Source organism: Pseudomonas luteola NBRC 103146 (assembly GCF_002091675.1).
Classification (GTDB): Bacteria; Pseudomonadota; Gammaproteobacteria; order Pseudomonadales; family Pseudomonadaceae; genus Chryseomonas; species Chryseomonas luteola.
The window spans coordinates 90,672-111,621 of sequence record NZ_BDAE01000007.1 but is presented as its reverse complement, the minus strand read 5'-3'; the positions used below and the strand labels follow the sequence as shown (position 1 = coordinate 111,621).

Genomic DNA, 20,950 nt, shown 5'->3' with positions numbered 1-20,950 from the left:
CGCCTGCTCAGCCTGCCGTTGAAACTGGCAGGCTGCGCATCAGTGTCGCCTCGCTGAAGTCCAGATCACTCAGGACTTCAGCGACGATTTCATCGTCGATTACGCCAGACAAGCGCATACGATAGAGCTCCCGACGCTGAGCCCGGATAGCCAGCAACCGCAGCTGCGTTTCAATAAACAGACTGGTTCGGGCACGCGCCTGAACCTCCTCCGTGTCCTGGTAGATATCAAGCTGTTCGCGAAACTCGGCCATGAGCTGCGTCTTGATTTCCGCCTTCAATCCCGCACGCGCAGGATCTTCGTCATCAATGCTTTCCGCCTCAAGGGCGCGAAGAGCCGCTTCTGCCGTATTGCGCCGAATTTCTCGGCGCTCACGGTCGGCAGCCTCATTGGTACCCACACTTAGTCCACGCAGCAGCAGGGGTAATCCAATGCTGGCCGCCAGCAGGGACAGCAGGATTACGCCCGCAGCAATAAAGATCAGGACATCGCGCTGGGGGAATGGCTGTCCATTCGCGAGAACAATGGGTAGAGACAGTACACCTGCCAGCGTCACGGCCCCGCGTACACCTGCAATTGACGCAATAATTGCGGTACGTTGGAAATCATTGCCCGGCATAGCCTCATGATGTCGGGAGATGCGCCAATACAGGTTCATGACAAGGTAACGCAGCAGGATCAGCGCCAGGAAGATCAGAGTTACCTCCCCCATCAGCCACCCTAGCGTCTTGTAGACATGCTCGGACGGCTTGAGCACGGCAGCAATGATGTCGGGCAGCTGCAGGCCCAAGAGCAGGAACACCAGTCCATTGAAGGTGAACTCCAGCATCGACCAGATACTGTGGTTGAGCAATCGAGTACGCGACTGCCTGGGCAGCATGTCGATACGGCTCTGCACAAGCCCGGCGGCAACCGCAGAAAGAATGCCTGAGAAGCCCAGGTGTTCGGCAATGACATAGGCGGCAAATGGCAATAGAAGCAAGAAGACGACATAGGGTGCAGGATCCGTCCACCCATGCTCGACCAGCCAGTTACGGGCCTGCCCTGTCAGCCAGCTGAGCGCCGCCCCTGTAAAGAGACCGCCAATGGCAACCATGAGAAACGTCAGACTCGCATCTGCCAGCGAAAACACGCCGGTCATGGCAGCCGCTACGGCAAAGCGAAAGGTGACAAGACCGGACGCATCATTGAAAAGTGCTTCACCCTGCAGGATATGCATCAGCCGCTTGGGCAGTTTCCCACGTGCAATTCCAGACACCGCAACGGCATCGGTCGGCGACAGAACCGCGGCCAGTGCAAAGGCTACCGGCCAGGACAGACCAGGCACCAGCCAGTGAATAAAGGCGCCAGCGGCCAAAACGGTGATGAATACCAGACCAAACGCCAGCGTCAGGATAGGCGCCCGAAGCCGCCAGAGTTCGCGCTTCGGCATGCGCCACCCATCGGAGAACAGAAGTGGCGGAATGAACAAGAGCATGAATAGCTCAGGATCAAGCGCGACATGCAAGCCCAGGGCTGGCAACGCCAGTAACGCCCCGACAACGACCTGGATCAGTGGAAGCGGCACGGGAAGAAACTGAGCGCTCAAGCGGGTCGCGCCCACGACAAGCAGCATGATCAAGATGGTATAAACGAGTGTCACCGCTTCTCTCCGCTGGCTACCGAGCCGATCCGCCCGATCTGTACGACACGATCCCTATCGACAAGCCCTGCAAAGACACGTTCGGCAATGCCGCGCCCAAACGGTAGGCATGAGGTGTCATGAGGTCATACACCTCACCCAAGGCTCGCCAGTACGTCGTGCTGGCGCCAACTGGACGCCCTCAACTAAGAGGGCGTCACGTTGAAAGACAGTTTCAGGCAGGGCGGGTAACGGTCAGGGTTACAGCCGCGATGCGGTCGGCCTGTGCATAAACACCGGATTCCAGTTCTTCACCGAAGACATCCGGGTCCATCTCACGATAACGCCAGACCAAATCTGTTTTGGCTAACCGCTCTTGGACAGCCTCTAGGAACGGATCCTGGCCGTCCACCATAGCCACGCCGGTATACAGCAGCAAGGTTCCCGCTGGTGCCAAGCGCTCCAGCGCGGCGTCCAGAATGGAAAGAGAGAGTCCGGCGCCCAGCGGCCCACCCCCGTGGCGATAGGCGCGTTCGGTAGGATCGACCAGGTAAGGCGGATTGGAAATAATAAGATCGAACTCGCCTTCAACATCATTCAGCAGGTTGCTATGCCGAGCCACCACATTGGTCGCCTCAGCCATGTCCGCATTGATTTCAGTAAAGCGGAGCGCGCGATCGTTGATATCAACAGCCAAGACCTCAGCGCCTGGCCTCGCCAGCGCGACAAGTATCGCACCCGGGCCTGCACCACTGCCGATATCGACTGCCCGCCGAATCTGCCCAGTTTCGAAGCGCAGCTGGGCTTCGATAGCGTTGGCGTAGCGATACGTATCTGGACCAAAGAACACTGCATCCGCCTCGTCCGTAGGATAAGCGGAGTGGATGAACAGCTGATCGCTCAAAGTCGACACGCGAACCTTGCTGCGCCAACCATCCTGGTAGGACTCCAGGACGTCGGCGGCCTGCATGGCTTCGAAAAGCTCGGGTGAAATGAACTCCTGCCTGAAGGGCCGACTCCAGCCAAAAATACCTTGCAAGTCCTTCGCCCACTCGTTGCCGGGGCGACTATTGACGCGGGCATGTGAGGCCGGCGTTATTGTGATGAATTGGTAATGAGCGTCGCGTAATGCTTCGATCAAGAGGCGAAAAGGTTGGACCGAGTGTTTGGAGATTGCAGGCTGTTCGCGCATCTGTGTATCCGTCACGCAGTTTGATCCTTTAGAAACAGGACAGGGCCCTCGTTGGGCCCTGTCCTTGGATGGTCAGTTGAAAAGCTTGTTGAAGAGGCGTGTGGCCAACAATCCAGAGGCGGTATGGTGATTGGCTGGCGACATCATCTCGATCAGAAGCGCCATACCCGCTTCGCGAGTCGGCTGGCACGCCAGGCGTTGCTCCAGGGCCGCGGCTTCGCTGTCAAAGTCATTTACCTCTGCAATAGAGGCATTTGAGGCCGCATTATCGCCTGCGCTTTGACAAAGCGCTTCCTGCTGGCGCTGCTTAGCGCGAAAGCTCAGCTCCCGCTTAGGCAAGATAGCAACTCGGTCCTGCCCTGCCTGGTCCTTGGCTATTACCTTGGCACCGGTGTGCACCAGATCACCCGCAATCCAGTCATGGATAAGCTGCTGCTCATAGGCAGTAAACACACCAAACATTTCGGCACGCTCACCTTGTATGAGCTTCCAGAAACGGCTGTTTTGTGGGTCTTCATGGCGCTTGATCCAGCCTTGAGCCTCCATGGCTTCAAGAAAGGCCGGTATCTGAGCTGGATCGGCCAGCCACTCACTTACATTGCGCCCACCGATTCGGCAGTAATCAGAATGCACGTATTTGCCGACTGTGCTTTTCTCTGCCAGTAGCGAAATAACTTCCTGTTCAAGATCGAACGAGCCAATGATAGACGTTGTGCCTGCGCCCAGGTTGTTGAGCAGATAGCCCTGAGCTACACGTCGATAGAATGCTTCGCGACCTTCTACCGGCATGGCGTCATGAACGGCCTGCAGGGCCTTCTTTGCATGACCGGTACCGGCGTTATCGACCGTCACGTGCAACGTAAAGTAATAAGGATCGATCCCAAGCTCATTCAACTCGTAAGAGGTAATGAGCAGATGAAGCGGCAACTGTTCATAGCCGAGGTTGAAGCCAATGATCTCGGGCAGGAAATGCTCGGCGTTATAGGCCAGCGCCAGCTGGATCGCACCCTGAACATAATGATCATCGCTCAGGCCATCCCAGTCTTCACAACCGTTACTGGCCAGCAATTTCTTATACAGGACGACATGATTCTTGTCTGGCAAACCCTCGCCCAACTCTTCCAGATAGATCTGGATAGGTGCAGTGAAGCGGGTGTCATTCCAGCGCTGCAAAATACCGTACAGCCAGGCGCCGTCTACCAGTTTGGTCGGGGCAACCCCTCTCAAAAAGTAGAGCGCATGGGATTTACTCGTGAAATAACGACGAGGGGCGCCTGCCTTCCGGGACTTGAGATAGGCTCGGTACTCCTGACCTACCTGCTCGGTACTTTGTAGCATCCAGCGCTCTAGCCCTTGCGGATCCTCCGGCAAATCGGATGGCATAGGTCCAGTCGCACTCAGCTGCTCGTCAAGATAGTGCCGAGCCCTTTCGAGCGCGTCAGCCGCGGGCTTCTGTTCAAGCAGAGAAAAATAAAGATGACGGGATGGCTCAAGGGCGTACGGCGTTAACACAGCCTGTCGGCTCGTCGTGGCTCGTGTAGTGGTCTGCATACGTCAGCACATCTGGCAGTTAATAATTGTACAGGTTGTACAATTTGGCCCCTGCCTGGCGGGTGAGTTCCTTACCTTGTGTCCGCTTGGCAGAAAACGATTGCAACTCAAGAGGCCAACGTCTTGAGCTGCAAGGCGTTAAGCCATCAAACCCGTATGTCGGCCAATGTGTGAAGCTCAGCCTCGATCCGCGTCCCTGTCATGGCCTCCTCGTTGGAAAAACCGTCGTAACGGGAGAGTGGGCCAAAATTGATACCTGTCAGCTGTTCGATACGACGAACACTGCGCTGATAGGTTCGGAAGCGTCCGAACGCGGCATCCAGCTGTCCCAGCTCGCTAGATTGATCGATCATGTAGGCGGTTGCAGATGGTTTTCCGTCATCGGATAAAAAGGCGACTACCTTCCAAAAAGCAGACGGGATCAGCACACCTCGATAGCGCCGGTCATCGTCCCGGAAAACCGGCCCGGTAAATACCGTTGCCCGCTCCTTCCAGCGCCGGGTGTTTTCCAGCAGGTAGTTTTCCAGATCCAGCCAGTTCTTCTGATTGAAGCCGGCCATCTGCGGAGAGCAGTTGGTGAAATGAAAGGTGTCACGGTTGGCAACTTCCGCCTCATTCCCCCAGTTAGGGTCCTCACGACGAACAAGGTGTCCGCGATCCAGCAGGTTATTGGCGTACAGGTCTTCGCCAATCTGGGCTTCCAGCGGGATACGTCCGTCATAGGACCAGCGATCCTTGCCCCGCTCGACCGAAACGGACTGAGTACCATCGATATTGACGCCAACGTAGAACGCCAGCCGGCGTGACGCCGACATGGTGATGGAGAAATGCATATAGTCGAGTCGATTTTCGGCGGAACCTGAAACAGGCAGCACGTCCCCGGCACGTTCATCGCTCATGGTAGGCCAGGGTACGCTGAATTCACCAAGAAAGTCGGCGGCATATCCCGGGCGCCCGGACAGCGACTCGGCATCAGTGATACGAGGGCCCTGCTGCCTGGCCTCAAGATCAACCGCAGGCGCTGCCTCCTGCGGTGCGAGTCGGCGCATATCGCTCAGTCTGGGTCTGTGGTTCAGGTCGATCGACATTTCTTCATATTCCTATCGTATAGAGTGCGTAGAGAGCTTAGGCAATGCCTTGTCGCCTTGTTATAGATTGCATCGATAGGCGCACAGCCCACCTCTACATGGCATACTCTGACATTCCTATTTGGCGATTACTTTACAAGGGTGGGAGGCCAGGAATGCCCGACACGAACGGCACATTGAGTTTGTATGGCATAAAGGCCTGCGACACCATGAAAAAGGCGCGCACATGGCTCGACGAACATGGCGTGACCTATCATTTTCACGACTACAAGGTCAGCGGCATCGACCGGGAAACCCTTTCAACCTGGTGCCGTGAGCTTGGTTGGGAAAAGGTGCTGAACCGCGCCGGCACTACGTTCAGAAAACTGCCTGACGAACAAAAGGCAGATATTGATGAGGCCCGTGCCATCGAGCTCATGTTGGCGCAGCCCTCCATGATCAAGCGTCCTGTACTGGACCTGGGAGAGCGTCGCGCACTAGGCTTCAAGCCGGAACTCTACTCGGCTGAACTGGACCGCTGACATGTCGATTGCCTGGGCACTATTCATACCTTCCTGTTTCGCATTGAACATGGCGCCTGGGCCGAACAATCTGCTGTCCGTTAATAATGCTGCCCGCTTCGGCTTTGCAGCGGCCTGTATCGGCACCTTGGGCCGACTGATTGCCTTTGCCGGCATGATCGCGCTGGCGGGCTCAGGCCTGGCGCTCGTATTGTTGACGTCGGCCTGGCTCTTTACTGCGATCAAGCTTGTAGGTGCGATGTACCTCATCTGGACTGCCATCCGCTTATGGACTGCCAACACCTCGACGGACGCTCCATCTCCTGACGAAGTCATCAAGGCAGACCTCTGGAAGTTGATGCGTCAGGAGTTTCTGATCGCTGCAGGCAACCCCAAAGCTATTTTGCTGTTTACCGCGTTTCTTCCGCAGTTTGTAGTGGTGGGTGAGCCGCTTGGGCAGCAGTTTACTCAATTGGGCGCAGCGTTTCTGATCATGGAATGCTTCGCCATCGCAATTTACGCCTTCGCCGGAGCACGTCTCGGCCGCCTGTTGGCTGGTGAGCGTGCCAAGCGTCTGTTCAACCGTGGTTGTGCCGCCCTTCTGGGTAGTGCCGGTGTGGGATTACTTCTCAGCCGGCGTCCGGCCTGACCTTATTTGTTTAGAAGGAAAGTTTCATGTCTCAGAATGTGTTCAGCCTGGCCTTTGGTGTCGGCACGCAAAATCGCGACGGCGCCTGGCTCGAAGTCTTCTATGCCCAGCCCCTGCTGAACCCCTCGGCAGAACTGATTGCGGCCATCACGCCGGTTCTCAATTATGCAGGCGGGAACCAAACCATCGCCTTTACGCCGTCTCAGGCGCGCTCTCTGGCCGATGCCTTGCGTGGCGTAGAGAACGCTCAGACTCAGATGGCCCTGCTAACCCGTCTGGCTGAAAGCGCCAAGCCGCTGGTTGCCACGATTCTGGCGGAAGACGCTGCGCCCTCCTCAACGCCTGAGGCGTACCTGAAGCTGCATTTGCTGTCGCATCGTCTGGTCAAGCCGCACGGCGTCAACCTGAGCGGCATCTTTGCCCTGCTGCCGAATGTTGCCTGGACCAATCAGGGTGCCATCGACCTGGCAGAACTGCCTTCCGAGCAACTGGAAGCCCGTCTGCGCGGCAAATTGCTGGAAGTGTTCTCCGTCGATAAATTCCCGAAGATGACCGACTATGTCGTTCCCAGTGGCGTGCGCATCGCCGATACCGCCCGTGTTCGTCTGGGCGCTTATATCGGTGAAGGCACAACCGTCATGCATGAGGGCTTCGTAAACTTCAATGCCGGTACGGCGGGCCCGAATATGGTCGAAGGCCGCGTCTCGGCGGGTGTATTCGTCGGCAAGGGTTCGGATCTGGGCGGCGGCTGCTCCACCATGGGTACTTTGTCTGGCGGTGGCAATATTGTGATCAGCGTTGGCGAGGGCTGCCTGATCGGTGCCAACGCGGGCATCGGCATTCCGCTGGGTGATCGCTGCACAGTGGAGTCCGGCCTGTATGTAACAGCGGGCACCAAGGTGATTGTGCTGGATGATCAGAACCAGCAGGTACAGGTGGTCAAGGCGCGCGATCTGGCAGGCCAGAATGATCTTCTGTTCCGCCGCAACTCCCAGACCGGCGCGGTCGAGTGCAAAACCAACAAGAGTGCAATCGAGCTGAACGAAGCCCTGCACGCGCATAACTGAGTCATGGAACCCGGTACCTTGGTACCGGGTCCAGACCTGTAAGTAGGCCGCCCGCCGGCTCACGGCCGGGCGGCTTTTTTTCATCCGTTTCCAAAAGTTGAAGCCATGACATTGCCCTCCCCCTGGCGCACCGACTTTCCGGCCCTTGCTGCCTTTGAAGAAGACGGCATCACCTATCTGGACACTGCGGCCACAGCGCAAAAGCCCAAGGCTGTACTGGATGCGCTCACAGCGTACTATGCCCGCGGCGCCGCCAATGTTCATCGCGCTCAGCACCGCCCTGGCGAGCGCGCCACCCAGGCCTATGAGTCCGTACGCGACAAGGTGGCCCGCTGGCTAGGCGCTTCCAGCTCAAGGGAAGTCGTGTTTACTCGCGGCACGACGGAAGGGCTCAACCTGATAGCCTACGGGCTTGAGCATCACTTCAAGCCCGGCGATGAAATTGTGGTCAGTGCCCTGGAGCATCATGCCAACCTTCTGCCCTGGCAGCAGTTGGCTCGGCGCCAGGGGGTAGAGTTGATCGTATTGCCGCTTACAGACTCGGGCCATATCGACCTCAATCGAGCCAGTGAACTGATCGGCCCACGCACGCGTCTGGTTGCCATCAGCCAGCTGTCGAACGTATTGGGAACCTGGCAGCCGCTGGCCGAGCTCTCCCGTCTGGCCCACGATCAAGGCGCCTGGCTCGTTGTGGATGGAGCTCAAGGTGTGGTTCATGGCCGCCACAGTCCCAAGGACCTGGGCGCGGATTTCTATGTATTTTCCGGCCATAAGCTCTACGCACCAGAGGCCATAGGGGTACTCTGGGGACATGCCGAGGCCCTGGCAGCTCTTGCGCCTTGGCAGTTTGGTGGCGAGATGGTGCGTAACGCCGATTATCAACACGCTGAGTTTCATTCTGCTCCCATGGGGCTGGAGGCCGGGACACCGCCTGTTGGTGCAGCCATTGGCTTGGGGGCAGCATTGGATTGGCTCAGCGCACAAGACGAGTCATCCATTTTTGGTCATGAGCAGGCGTTGTGCGTGAAACTACAGGCCGGACTGGCGGCTCGCGAGGGCGTTCGTGTATTGGGCGAGCCGCAGATTGCCCTGGCCAGCGTAGTGGTTGATGGCATACATGTGGCTGATCTTTCCCATATGTTGGGCGAGCAAGGCATTGCCGTGCGGGCGGGCAATCATTGCGCCATGCCGCTGTTCAAGCGCCTGGGCGAGGCAGGCTCGCTGCGTATTTCGCTTGGTCTGTATAGTGACTCAACGGATCTGGAGCGCTTCTTCATGGCGCTGGATAATGCCTTGGAGCTACTACAATGACAGGTTTGACGACTGAGGCGCAGGCTGCGCTGGATGCCTTCTCTTCCGCCAACGGGTGGGAAGCTCGTTCACGCCTCTTGTTGCAGTGGGCGACACGCTTGCCCGATGTTGAGACCCGACGAGACGAAGATCGGGTCTATGGCTGTGAAAGTCAGGTCTGGGTCACTCACAAGCAGGATGGAGAGCAGCACTTCTTTCGAGCGGGCAGCGATTCTCGCATTCTCCGTGGCCTGCTGGCTGTACTCTTGGTCCGAGCCAATGGACTGACCCAGGAAGAACTGGCCGTGCTGGATATTCATGACTGGCTGGGCCAACTAGGGCTGGAGCGGCAACTCTCCGCCTCTCGTGGCAATGGCCTACGTGCGGTAGTCGAACGCATGCGAACGCTGGCTGAAGCCTAGCCGAACCCCACTCCCCTCCGCGCAGTCCGAAGAAGAGACGAGTTGAGGAGTTTTCTATGGCTGCGCAGATCCGTATTGGTATTTCTGGCTGGCGCTACGTGCCTTGGCGGGGTGTTTTCTATCCTGAAGGGCTGACTCAAAACAAGGAGCTGCGCTTTGCCTCACGGGCGCTGTCTACAATCGAGATCAATGGCTCCTTCTATTCGCTTCAGCGCCCTCAGAGCTACGCCAGCTGGTATGCAGAAACCGGTGAAAACTTTCTTTTCAGCGTCAAAGGTCCGCGCTACATCACGCATATCCTGCGCCTAAAAGATATCGAAAAAGCGATGGCCAATTTTCTGGCCTCCGGCATCTTTGAGCTCAAGGAGAAACTGGGACCTATCCTCTGGCAGTTTCCAGCTAATTTGAAGTTCGAGCCTGAGCGGTTTGAGGCATTTCTAAAGCTCCTGCCTCAGGACACCCAGACCGCCCAGGCGCTCGCCCTGCATTGTGAGGCGCGCATGGAGGGCCGCTGCAGCCTGAGTATCGATGCCAATCGCCCCTTGCGCCATGCCGTCGAGATCCGGCATGAGAGCTTTATCGACCCCGCTTTTGTCGAGCTACTGCGGCGCTATAACGTGGCGCTGGTAATTGCCGACACAGCGGGCAAGTGGCTGTACCGGGAGGATGTCACGGCAGACTTTCTTTATATACGCCTGCACGGTCACGAGCAGCTCTATTCAAGCCGCTACTCGGATGAAGCGCTGCACTATTGGACGTCTCGCATTCAGGCTTGGGCGCAAGGTGGAGAGCCGGACGATGCCCAGCTGATTGACCAGGCACATCGATTGCCCACACAGGAGAGCCGAGACATCTATTGCTATTTTGATAATGATGCCAATGTCCACGCGCCGTTCGATGCCGACCGGCTCACAGTGGCGCTAGGCCTGAAGGAAAGCCTGGGCAAATGGGATCTAAGCCTGATTGGCGAGGAGGCCAAGCCGAAGCGAAAGAAAAAGGCCAATGCGCCTTAGGATTTACTCCGACGCGCCCGGAAGAAGTCGGTCAGCAAGGCGCCACACTCTTCAGCCAGAAGGCCGCCCTCAACGATAACGCGATGGTTCAGGAAATCCTGCTTGAAGAACTGCCCACGGCTTTCTACCGCACCGGCACGCGGCTCACGTGCACCATACACCAGACGCTGGATACGGGCGTGCACCAGAAGCCCTGAACACATGCTGCACGGCTCAAGGGTTACATACAAGGTAGTGTCCGGCAGACGATAGTTTTCCAGCGCCAAGGCCGCTGCACGAATGGCCTGCATTTCTGCATGGGCGCTGGGGTCATGGCCGGTAATAGGCTGATTGAAGCCGCGTCCGATGATCCGTCCGTCATGAACCAGTACCGCACCGACAGGCACCTCACCCAGGGATGCGCCTTCAGCTGCCAGCGCCAGCGCCTCTCGCATGAAAAGCTCATCCTGACTACGGTCGATAATGGGAGGGAAACGGCGCATACGATTCATGACAAGCTCAAACGTCAGCTGACCTCAATGGTCCCCATGAGGCCGGTTTCCATGTGGTCGATCACATGGCAGTGAAGCATCCATTGTCCCGGATTATCGGCCATCAGCGCTACCCGAGCTGTCTCGTTCTTGCCGAGCAGGTAGGTATCGGTATAGTACGGCGTCACGGGATGCCGGTCCGAACTCAAGACCTTGAAGGTCAGCCCATGCAGATGCACAGGATGGAAATACTGGGCCATGTTACGAAACTCAAGGATGTAACTCTGCCCAAGCTTGAGCTTCGCCAACGCTGGATGCGGGTCCCCTTCCTTGTGCTCGCCACCGGCCTGGCCGTTGATCTGCCAGTACATCGCCTTGCCGCAGTACGCCGGGTCGCTGGCCAGAGTCGCTACCCATTCGAAGCGAAAGTTTACGGTTTCCGCGCGTTCAAGGTCCGGCTCGCTGACAGGGTTGGGCGGCAAGGGCCGCGGCCATTCTCCAGACTGGGCGCCCTGATCGGTAGACCCCAGGGTGGCCAATCGCAGCGGGCCGTTACGCAGGGACACCGTTGTCCCGGCTGCCGGTACCCTATATGCCAGATCGATGCGCATACCAGGGCCTAGCAGGTACTCATCGCCAAACGCCCGAGGCTCGATGGGATGGCCGTCCAGTGCATAAATACGCGCCTCGACATCCGTCAGGTTCAATCGGTAGGTTGCCGTGTTATCCACATTCAGAATGCGCAAACGCACCACTGCGCCCGCGGGTAGATCAATAGTGGGAACGTGCTTTCCATTTACCGTGGTCAGCCGACCCAGCGTGCCTACGCGAGCCGCCTCTCGAGGAATGCTGAACGCTGTAAAGGCTCCTTGATCATCCACATGCCAGTTCTTCAGGCACAACGTCATGTCGTGCGCAAAGCCGGTCGGCTCACGCTCTTCGACAATAAGCGGTCCTTCCAGGCCTCGCCCCAGTTGCTCACTGCTGGCGACATGCGGGTGATACCAATAGGTTCCGGCGTCCGGCGTCTTGAACTGATAGACGAAACTCTCGCCCGGCAGCACTGGTGCCTGCGAGATATACGGTACGCCATCCATCTCGATGGGCAGACGAATGCCATGCCAGTGAATCGTGGTGGGCTGATCGAGATGATTAGTGAAGCGGACACGCAACCATTCGCCTTGCCGCGCCCGAATTTCCTTGCCTGGAAATTGGCCGCCATAGGCCAGCGCAGGCGTAATATGCCCTGGCACCAACTCGACATCCAGCGGCGCCGCGATCAGCTCGTAGTCATATGCTTTGGCCACCTGTGGCCGCCCCAGCCACCAGCGAGCGCCGCCAGCGCCTACCCCTACCACAACCAGACCGGTCAAACCGCCGAGCACCTGGCGCCGCGTGAAAGACATGAAATGCAGTCCCTCGGGAAATTGGAGGAGCGCACAATACACCCGATTTCACTCAAAGATAAGAAGCACTCTCAATTAAGTAAGCGGAGACGCACGCTTTCAGACTGATGGGAGATGAGCGACCTAGGCCCTGGGATCAAGCCGTGTCGTTTCGCGGTGAACGATTTCAAATCCCAGGTCTACATGACGCTCCGGCCTGTCCTGCCCCGCCAGATGAGCGACAAGCAGCTCTGCGGCCTCACAACCGATGCGATAGCGTGGTGTTGCCACAGTCGTGAGCGGCGGAGACGTCCAGGCCGACCCGTTTAGGTCATGGAAGCCCATGATGGCCATGCGGTCGGGAACGGCAATACCCAGGCGGCCGCATTTGAAAACAGCGCCCTGCGCCAAGTCATCATTGCAAAAGAACAGCGCCTCACAATCGGAATGTGCACGGTGCATCCGCTCAAACAGCTCTGCCCCCAGTGCCAGGGAAGAGTTGCTGGTCACAAACAGCTCCCGCTGTGGATCATATAACCCGGCTTCCTCAAGCGCCTGGCGGCACCCATCCCGACGCCGCAGCGTACGTGGATCGCCCTGCGCGCCAATGATGCCGATACGTCGATAGCCGCACTCGATCAGATGACGGGCCGCGGCATACCCAGCGGCAAACTGGGAAAACCCTACGCTCCAACAATCGTCCCGCGTCAGGGTTTCGATGGTATGCACCGTTGGAATCTGCTGTTGTTCCAGCAATGCCCATAGCCCGGGCGTATGGTCGATACCCGTCAGGATCACCCCATCCGGGGAATGCTGCAGATAGGTACGCAGCAGGTGTTCCTCCTGTTCGAGCGAGTAGCCGGTTATGCCGATGAGCAGGTTATAACCATGCCGGTCGAGCCGCTCCTTGATGCCGACCAGGATGTCGACGAACACGCTATTGGTAAGCGAGGGGATCAACACGACAATATTCTGGGAACGTGCCGACGCCAGGGCCATAGCGGCTTGGTTGGGGACGTAGCCCAGCTGGCTGCATGCTTCGAGGATCTTGTCACGCACCGGCACGGCGACCTTTTCCGGCGTCTTGAGCGCTCGGGAAACCGTAATCGAACTCACGCCGACGTGTTCCGCTATGTCCTGCATCGTGACTCGTCTACGAGCCGGTTTCCGGTTTCTCATCATCCATACCGTTATAAGCACAGCTGATTTTAGCGTCAAAAGAGGTCTTTACAAACAAAATGTAGGCGCTAACATCGAAATGTAGGCGCTAACATTCGCTTGATAAAAACAATAGTGGTGAACGCATCATGTCCTTGCCCCTCACACGTCCTTTTCCAGCACAGCGTCTGATACCTGTCATCGCTCCGGAGCGCTCGCTGCGCCCCTTCACCTCTGATCTGAAGAACAACAAAGCATGAGTGAATCCACACAACGCCGACTACGCAGCCAGCAATGGTTTGATGATCCTGCCCATGCCGACATGACCGCGCTTTATGTCGAGCGCTATATGAACTACGGACTGACCCGTGATGAATTGCAATCGGGTCGACCTATTATCGGGATCGCCCAGACAGGTAGTGACCTGGCCCCCTGCAACCGCCACCATTTGGAACTTGCCCAACGCGTCAAGGCCGGCATTCGTGACGCAGGCGGAATCCCCATGGAGTTTCCGGTGCACCCGCTCGCTGAGCAGAGCCGGCGGCCTACCGCTGCGCTTGATCGAAACCTGGCTTATCTCGGGCTTGTGGAGATTCTGCACGGCTATCCGCTCGATGGCGTGGTGTTGACTACAGGCTGCGACAAAACCACCCCGGCCTGCCTGATGGCAGCCGCCACGACAGATCTTCCTGCCATCGTGCTTTCCGGCGGCCCCATGCTGGACGGCTGGCATAACGGCAAGCGTATCGGCTCCGGAACCGTGCTTTGGCATGCACGCAACCTATTGTCTGCCGGGACGATCGACTACGAAGGCTTCATGGAAATGACCACGGCGGCCTCTCCGTCTATCGGCCACTGCAACACCATGGGCACAGCCCTCTCCATGAACTCACTGGCCGAGGCGCTCGGCATGTCGCTGCCTGGGTGCGCCAGTATTCCGGCTGCCTACCGCGAGCGTGGCCAGATGGCCTACGTCACAGGCAAGCGCATTGTCGACCTGGTGAAAAAAGAGATCCGCCCTTCGCAGATCATGACGCGAGAGGCATTCGAAAATGCCATCGTGCTGGCTTCGGCCCTAGGGGCTTCCAGCAACTGCCCTCCACATCTGATCGCGATTGCCCGCCACATGGGTATCGATCTGAGCCTGGAAGATTGGCAGCGCCTGGGCGAGGACGTCCCGTTGCTGGTCAATTGCATGCCGGCAGGTGAATACCTGGGTGAAAGCTTTCACCGCGCGGGCGGTGTACCGGCCGTGCTTCACGAACTGGATAAGGCCGGTTTGATCCATCGGCACTGCAACACCGTCTCCGGCAAAACCATTGGCGAGATCATCACGCAACATCAGACACTGGATAACGATGTGATTCGCCCCTGTGAATCGCCCCTCAAGCATCGCGCCGGGTTTATCGTCCTGAGCGGCAATTTTTTCGATAGCGCCATCATGAAGGTCTCGGTTATTGGTGAAGCGTTCCGTCAGACCTATCTGGCCGAGCCAGGCAAGGAGAACACCTTCGAGACGCGTGCGATTGTCTTCGAGGGGCCTGAGGACTATCACGCCCGCATCAACGATCCCAGCCTGGAAATCGATGAGCACTGCATCCTGGTCATTCGCGGTTGCGGCACAGTGGGATACCCCGGCAGCGCCGAGGTGGTCAACATGGCGCCACCTTCAGAACTGATCCGTCGAGGCATCGATTCACTGCCCTGCATGGGTGACGGACGCCAGAGCGGCACCTCAGCCAGCCCGTCTATTCTCAACATGTCACCCGAAGCAGCTATAGGCGGCGGACTTGCCCTGCTCAGAACAGGGGACCGCCTGAGGGTCGACCTTAATGCACGACGGGTCGAACTGCTGATCGACGAGGATGAACTGGAGCGTCGGCGCGGTGAGGCCTTGCCCAGCATTCCGCCCTCTCAGACCCCCTGGCAGGAGCTCTACCGCAAACTGGTCGGGCAGTTATCGACTGGCGGCTGCCTGGAGCCAGCCACCCTGTATATGCGAGTGATCACCGAAAACGGTGCCCCTCGCCACTCCCATTGAGCAAGGAGAACCGCATGTCTTCCTACACGCCTTCACATCCCCTGACGGCGGCCTATCAAGCGCCTGACGACATGGCCGCTGGTACCTGGGTCGGCCGTGTCTGGCTACCCGGCTCCACCGCCGGCCCTGCCGTGGTGCTCGTCAAAGAGCAGGCGGTGTATGACATCAGCACCTCGGTTTCGACCATATCTGCGCTGATGGAACTGGACAACCCTGCTGCCTATCTTCGTGAGCTGCCGTTGCCAGCTCCCCTGATAGACCTGCCAGGTCTGCTCGCCAATAGCGACAGCCGCGAGCGTGATGAGAGCAAGCCCTGGCTTCTCGCACCGATCGATCTACAGGCTATCAAGGCAGCCGGTGTCACCTTCGCGGCCAGCCTGCTGGAGCGCGTCGTCGAAGAACAGGCCAAGGGCGATCCGGGCAAGGCGGCTGACATCCGCGCCTCATTGACTGAGCGCATCGGCGTTGATCTATCCGACATCGTGCCAGGATCAGATCAGGCAGAAGCGCTACGAAAGGTACTCATCGAGCAGGGCCTATGGTCTCAATATCTGGAAGTAGGTATAGGGCCGGACGCCGAAGTGTTTACCAAGGCCCAGCCTCTTTCAGCGGTAGGTTACGGCTCGGACATTGGTATTCACCCCAAATCCACCTGGAACAACCCAGAGCCTGAGATTGTGCTGGTGGTCTCCAGTACGGGCAAAGTTCAGGGCGCGACCTTGGGCAACGATGTAAACCTCAGGGATTTTGAAGGTCGTAGCGCTCTGCTGCTGTCCAAAGCCAAGGACAATAATGCTTCAACAGCCATCGGCCCTTTCATTCGTCTTTTCGATGAAAGTTACGGCATCGACGATGTGCGCTCGGCAGAGGTTGACTTGCGCATTCACGGCGAAGACGGCTATCTGCTGGAAGGCCACAGCTCCATGCGCCAGATCAGCCGAGACCCACTCGATCTGGTCGCGCAGACGCTTAATGCCAACCACCAGTACCCGGATGGGTTTGTCCTGTTTCTCGGTACCCTATTCGCTCCACGCCAGGATCGCGATCAACCCGGCGGTGGCTTCACTCACAAGCTGGGCGATGTGGTCACGATCAGCACATCGCGTTTGGGCACGCTGAGCAACCGGGTCACCACTAGCGACCAAGCCGCCCCGTGGTCCTTCGGCATTCGCTCACTAATGGACAATCTTCAGCGCCGCGGCCTGCCCTTGAGCGTTGTTCCTCTGCAGTGACCCATCAGCCGCCCTGTATTTACCTGAACTGTTCAGCCTGACTGCTCCAGGCTGAACCTGCCTCACTACTCAGCACAGTTTTTTGATCCGCAAGGAGGCGGATCGTTGTACTCCAGGGAATCGCTAACAAATACAAAAACCGGCTGCCTCCACAGCCTAGGAGACAACATGAACCGTGCCAAATCCTCTGGATTCTTGGTATTCGTCACTATTGCCGCAGCATTCGGCGGCTTGCTGTTCGGCTACGACACTGCCGTGATTTCCGGTGCTGTAGAACCGATACGGATGCACTTTATTGACCCGTTGTTTCAAGACCCGATGCAGGCCAGTCGGGTCGTCATTGAGTTCAAGAACACGCTTCTGCTCAGTACCCTGCTTGTGCTTGCCTTAAGTATCTATTACTTCATGCGGCTTTACGGACGCATGCGTGGCTTAGTGTTTGCTGCGATTGTTTCCGCTATTACGGGCTGGCTGTTTTACAGGCAAGTTTTCATTCTTCCTGATGAAATCACGCCTAATCTCGCCAACTCTATTACTGGATTTACCATTGCATCAGCCTTGCTAGGCTGCGTAATTGGGGGCTTTTTTGCGGGCTATATCAGCCAGCGTCTAGGCCGTCGCAACGGGCTGACCCTAGCCGCCTTGCTTTTTATCGTATCGGCTATCGGCTCTGCCTTGCCTGAAGTCGTCAACGTATTTGGTATTGAGCACATCAGCGCCTTTAACCTATATAGGATCATAGGCGGAATAGGGGTTGGTATTGCCTCCATGCTTTCGCCTATGTACATCGCTGAAATTGCTCCCAGCCACATGCGTGGTCGCCTGGTGTCGTGCAACCAGTTCTGCATCATTTTTGGCATGTTATTGGTGTATTTCGTCAATTACTTCATTGCCCGCGGCCAAACTACGGAATGGCTGAGCCAATACGGCTGGCGATGGATGTTGGGCTCAGAGATCGTACCGGCTTTCGCCTTTATGGCGCTTCTTCTCAAGACGCCTGAAACACCCCGCTATCTCGTCATGAAAGGCCAACCGGGCCGTGCCATGGAGGTACTTGAACAAATCAACGGCTCTGCCGCAGCACAAACCATTCTTAATGAGATTCGTCTGTCCTTCCAGCAGAGCCACCGTGAAGCGCCCTGGCTCTCTTATGGCGGCACCCTCATCCTGATTGCCATGCTGCTGTCCATCTTCCAACAGTTTGTGGGCATCAATGTGGTGCTGTACTACGCGCCGGAAATCTTCAAGAACATGGGTAGCCAAGCAGACGTCTCGTTGATCCAGACCATCATTGTTGGTGCAGTCAATCTGATCTTCACGGTTGTTGCCATCGTTTTAGTAGATCGTGTTGGGCGTAAACCCCTGATGATCATCGGCGCGCTTGGAATGGCCGCTAGCATGCTGGGGCTAGGTACAGCGTTCTACCTCCAAAGCCTAGGCATTACTGCCCTGTTGATGATGCTGGTGTACGTAGCCGCCTTTGCAGTTTCCTGGGGGCCTGTGGTGTGGGTTCTGCTTTCAGAGATCTTTCCTAACAGCATTCGAGGCGCCCTTTCCGTTGCTGTCGCTACTCAATGGTTAGCCAATCTACTGGTGTCCTGGACGTTCCCCATGATGAACAGCAATGCCTGGTTGACCGACCTTTTCAACCACGGCTTCGCCTATTGGGTATATGGCGTTATGGGCCTGCTGGCCGCTGTATTTGTCTGGCGTTGGGTCCCAGAGACAAAAAACAAAACCCTGGAAGAAATGAATGCTGCCTGGTCACCTCGGACGCCTTCAGCATCCGACCTGGTCGCCGAGCGCGCCTAATTCTTGTCCATACAGAGAAATCTAAATGAATCAAGCAACTGCACAGTACCCTAGCCTCAAGGACCGCACCGTTTTCATTACGGGTGGCGGCAGCGGCATCGGTGGTGCCCTGACTCGCGCCTTTCACACACAAGGCGCACACGTCGCCTTTATCGATATCGATGAGCAGGCCAGTCAGCGCCTGATAACTGAGCTGGAGACCGAAACCGGCCAAGCCCCCTGGTTTCGCCGCTGTGATATCCGAGACATCGATAGTCTTCAGGAAGCCATAAGGGACGCAGGACAAGCGTTGGGGCCTATCCGTGTCTTGGTTAACAACGCTGCCAATGATGATCGTCACGATTGGCGCCAAGTGGATACCCAATACTGGGACGACCGCATGGCCATCAACCTTCGCCCCCTGTTTTTTGCTATTCAGGCCGCTGCGCCACAGATGATCCAGGCTGGCGGCGGATCGATCATCAACTTTGGCTCCATCAGCGTCCAGCTTGCGCTTGGCGGGCTGGCAGCCTATGTCAGTGCCAAAGCAGCGGTACACGGACTGACACGAACCTTTGCACGGGATCTGGGTGTCGATGCCATTCGTGTCAATACGGTTGTGCCAGGCTGCATCATGACCGAGCGTCAGCTGGAGAAATGGATCACGCCGGAAGACGAAGCCCGTATTCAGGAACACCAGTGCCTCAAACTGCGCCTGCTTCCTGAGCACGTTGCCCCTACTGTGCTGTTCCTAGCGGCGGATGACAGTGCCCAACTGACAGGGCACGAGTTTCCTGTCGACGGTGGCTGGGGCTAAAACGGATCGGCTAAAAGCACAAAGGCCGCCTAGAAAGGCGGCCTTTGTGCTTAATGCGTCAGATCATTCCCACTCGATCGTTGCCGGCGGCTTGCTCGACACGTCGTAGGTCACGCGGGAAATGCCGTCGATCTCGTTGATGATGCGGTTGGAAACCTTTTCCAAAAGCTCATAAGGCAAGTGAGCCCAACGCGCGGTCATGAAGTCGATCGTTTCTACAGCACGCAGGGCTACGACCCAGGCGTAACGGCGGCCATCGCCAACCACACCAACCGACTTGACCGGCTGGAATACTACGAAAGCCTGGCTGACTTTGTGATACCAATCAGCCTTGCGCAGTTCGGTGATGAAAATGTCATCCGCGCGACGCAGCAGGTCGGCGTATTCCTTTTTCACTTCACCCAGGATACGCACGCCCAGACCCGGGCCCGGGAAAGGATGGCGGTACACCATGTCATAGGGCAGACCCAGCTCCAGACCAATCTTGCGGACCTCATCCTTGAACAGCTCACGCAGCGGCTCGACAAGCTTCAGGTTCATCTCTTCCGGCAGACCACCCACGTTGTGGTGGGACTTGATCACGTGCGCCTTGCCCGTCTTGGCGCCAGCAGACTCGATCACGTCCGGATAGATAGTGCCCTGTGCCAGGAACTTGATGTTTGGCAGCTTGCTAGCTTCTGCATCGAACACGTCGATAAAGGTGCGGCCAATGATCTTGCGCTTCTTCTCTGGGTCGGCTTCGCCTTCCAGATTGGTCAGGAAGCGGTGCTCGGCATCGGCACGAATGACCTTCACGCCCATGTTCTCGGCAAACATGGCCATGACCTGATCGCCCTCATGCAGACGCAGCAGACCGTTATCGACGAAGACACAGGTCAGCTGATCACCGATGGCCTTGTGCAACAACGCAGCGACCACGGAAGAGTCCACACCACCGGACAGCCCGAGCAGCACGTTGGCGCTACCAACCTGGGCACGAACCTGGGCAATGGCGTCTTCAACGATATTGGAAGGTGTCCACAGTGCCTTGCACTGGCAGATATCCAACAGGAAGCGCGACAGGATACGGCCGCCCTGCTTGGTATGAGTCACTTCCGGATGGAACTGCACGCCATACCAGCCGCGTTTTTCGTCACCCATGGCTGCAATGGCGCAGCTTGGAGTGCTGGCAACGATATGGAAACCTTCCGGCAGGTTGGATACCTTGTCGCCGTGGCTCATCCAGACATCCAGACCGAGGACGCCATCGTCGTCGATATGGTCTTCGATACCGTCAAGCAAGCGGCTCTTGCCGACCACATCGACTTTGGCATAACCAAACTCGCGAACGTTGGAGCCTTCGACTCTGCCGCCCAGCTGCTCGGCCATGGTTTGCATGCCATAGCAAATGCCTAGCAGCGGAACGCCCAGCTCGAATACGGCCTTGGGTGCGCGAGGGCTGTTGGCTTCATGTACCGATTCCGGTCCGCCGGCAAGGATGATACCGCGAGGGGCAAAGGCACGGATGTCGGCGTCATCCATGTCGAAGGGATGGAGTTCGCAGTAAACACCGAGCTCACGCACACGGCGTGCGATCAACTGGGTGTACTGGGAACCGAAGTCGAGAATCAGAATACGGTGAGCGTGGATGTCTTGGGACATGGCCATTTCTCATGAGCGGTAA

At 57.4% G+C, this 20,950-nt stretch carries 18 protein-coding genes; 10 read left to right on the top strand and 8 right to left on the bottom strand.

The features are described 5' to 3' along the window. Positions 1-7 precede the first annotated feature (7 nt). The 4 genes from PLU01S_RS10620 to PLU01S_RS10605 form a co-directional block, all read right to left on the bottom strand. Positions 8-1,642, bottom strand: a complete 1,635-nt coding sequence (locus PLU01S_RS10620; protein WP_074828065.1) for a Na+/H+ antiporter — start codon at positions 1,640-1,642, stop codon at positions 8-10. A gap of 214 nt (positions 1,643-1,856) precedes the next feature. After that, positions 1,857-2,813 carry a methyltransferase gene (locus tag PLU01S_RS10615; RefSeq protein ID WP_083397953.1) on the bottom strand — a complete coding sequence of 319 codons (957 nt, stop codon included), beginning with the start codon at positions 2,811-2,813 and terminating at the stop codon, positions 1,857-1,859. Between the two features lie 72 nt (positions 2,814-2,885). After that, entirely contained in the window at positions 2,886-4,364 is a 1,479-nt protein-coding gene (locus tag PLU01S_RS10610) for an iron-containing redox enzyme family protein (protein ID WP_074828063.1), read from the bottom strand. A 146-nt stretch (positions 4,365-4,510) separates the two neighbouring features. After that, a complete protein-coding gene (locus tag PLU01S_RS10605; protein WP_074828059.1) occupies positions 4,511-5,452 on the bottom strand; it encodes a DNA/RNA non-specific endonuclease in 942 nt (313 codons plus the stop codon). A 155-nt stretch (positions 5,453-5,607) separates the two neighbouring features. On the opposite strand from PLU01S_RS10605, the gene PLU01S_RS10600 reads away from it, so the two are divergent. The 6 genes from PLU01S_RS10600 (at position 5,608) to PLU01S_RS10575 (ending at position 10,393) form a co-directional block, all read left to right on the top strand. Beyond that, positions 5,608-5,973 carry an ArsC family reductase gene (locus PLU01S_RS10600; RefSeq protein ID WP_074828055.1) on the top strand — a complete coding sequence of 122 codons (366 nt, stop codon included), beginning with the start codon at positions 5,608-5,610 and terminating at the stop codon, positions 5,971-5,973. A gap of 1 nt (position 5,974) precedes the next feature. Beyond that, the gene (locus tag PLU01S_RS10595; RefSeq protein ID WP_074828052.1) at positions 5,975-6,601 is read left to right on the top strand and encodes a LysE family translocator; all 627 of its coding nucleotides are present in this window, start codon (positions 5,975-5,977) and stop codon (positions 6,599-6,601) included. A gap of 26 nt (positions 6,602-6,627) precedes the next feature. Beyond that, complete coding sequence (gene dapD, locus PLU01S_RS10590; protein ID WP_010797367.1) at positions 6,628-7,668, top strand: 2,3,4,5-tetrahydropyridine-2,6-dicarboxylate N-succinyltransferase; 1,041 nt, start codon at positions 6,628-6,630, stop codon at positions 7,666-7,668. 105 nt (positions 7,669-7,773) lie between these two features. Beyond that, entirely contained in the window at positions 7,774-8,979 is a 1,206-nt protein-coding gene (locus PLU01S_RS10585) for an aminotransferase class V-fold PLP-dependent enzyme (protein ID WP_074828050.1), read from the top strand. Then, complete coding sequence (locus tag PLU01S_RS10580) at positions 8,976-9,380, top strand: SufE family protein (RefSeq protein ID WP_074828047.1); 405 nt, start codon at positions 8,976-8,978, stop codon at positions 9,378-9,380. Before PLU01S_RS10585 ends, PLU01S_RS10580 begins: the two co-directional genes overlap by 4 nt. 56 nt (positions 9,381-9,436) lie before the next feature. Beyond that, complete coding sequence (locus PLU01S_RS10575) at positions 9,437-10,393, top strand: DUF72 domain-containing protein (protein WP_010797364.1); 957 nt, start codon at positions 9,437-9,439, stop codon at positions 10,391-10,393. Here the strand turns inward: PLU01S_RS10575 and tadA are convergent. The 3 genes from tadA to gntR form a co-directional block, all read right to left on the bottom strand. Next, positions 10,390-10,884 (bottom strand): tRNA adenosine(34) deaminase TadA, encoded by a 495-nt coding sequence (tadA, locus tag PLU01S_RS10570; protein WP_010797363.1) that lies wholly within the window; start codon positions 10,882-10,884, stop codon positions 10,390-10,392. The genes PLU01S_RS10575 and tadA overlap by 4 nt on opposite strands. Positions 10,885-10,898: 14 nt before the next feature. After that, positions 10,899-12,269, bottom strand: coding sequence for a multicopper oxidase family protein (locus PLU01S_RS10565; protein WP_074828044.1), 1,371 nt, complete (start codon positions 12,267-12,269; stop codon positions 10,899-10,901). A gap of 123 nt (positions 12,270-12,392) precedes the next feature. Then, complete coding sequence (gene gntR, locus PLU01S_RS10560) at positions 12,393-13,427, bottom strand: HTH-type transcriptional regulator GntR (RefSeq protein WP_037030040.1); 1,035 nt, start codon at positions 13,425-13,427, stop codon at positions 12,393-12,395. A 235-nt stretch (positions 13,428-13,662) separates the two neighbouring features. On the opposite strand from gntR, the gene PLU01S_RS10555 reads away from it, so the two are divergent. From PLU01S_RS10555 to PLU01S_RS10540, 4 genes are all read left to right on the top strand, one after another. Next, a complete protein-coding gene (locus tag PLU01S_RS10555) occupies positions 13,663-15,447 on the top strand; it encodes an IlvD/Edd family dehydratase (RefSeq protein WP_074828041.1) in 1,785 nt (594 codons plus the stop codon). A gap of 71 nt (positions 15,448-15,518) precedes the next feature. Then, complete coding sequence (locus PLU01S_RS10550; RefSeq protein WP_139208870.1) at positions 15,519-16,679, top strand: fumarylacetoacetate hydrolase family protein; 1,161 nt, start codon at positions 15,519-15,521, stop codon at positions 16,677-16,679. A 168-nt stretch (positions 16,680-16,847) separates the two neighbouring features. Beyond that, on the top strand, positions 16,848-18,491 hold the full coding sequence (gene xylE, locus PLU01S_RS10545) for a D-xylose transporter XylE (RefSeq protein ID WP_074828033.1): 1,644 nt from the start codon (positions 16,848-16,850) through the stop codon (positions 18,489-18,491). Positions 18,492-18,516: 25 nt separating this feature from the next. Further along, complete coding sequence (locus tag PLU01S_RS10540; RefSeq protein WP_074828031.1) at positions 18,517-19,287, top strand: SDR family NAD(P)-dependent oxidoreductase; 771 nt, start codon at positions 18,517-18,519, stop codon at positions 19,285-19,287. 63 nt (positions 19,288-19,350) lie between these two features. Here the strand turns inward: PLU01S_RS10540 and guaA are convergent, their stop codons facing one another. Further along, positions 19,351-20,928: a glutamine-hydrolyzing GMP synthase gene (gene guaA / locus PLU01S_RS10535; RefSeq protein ID WP_010797356.1), complete on the bottom strand. Its 1,578-nt coding sequence runs from the start codon at positions 20,926-20,928 to the stop codon at positions 19,351-19,353. Positions 20,929-20,950: the final 22 nt, after the last annotated feature.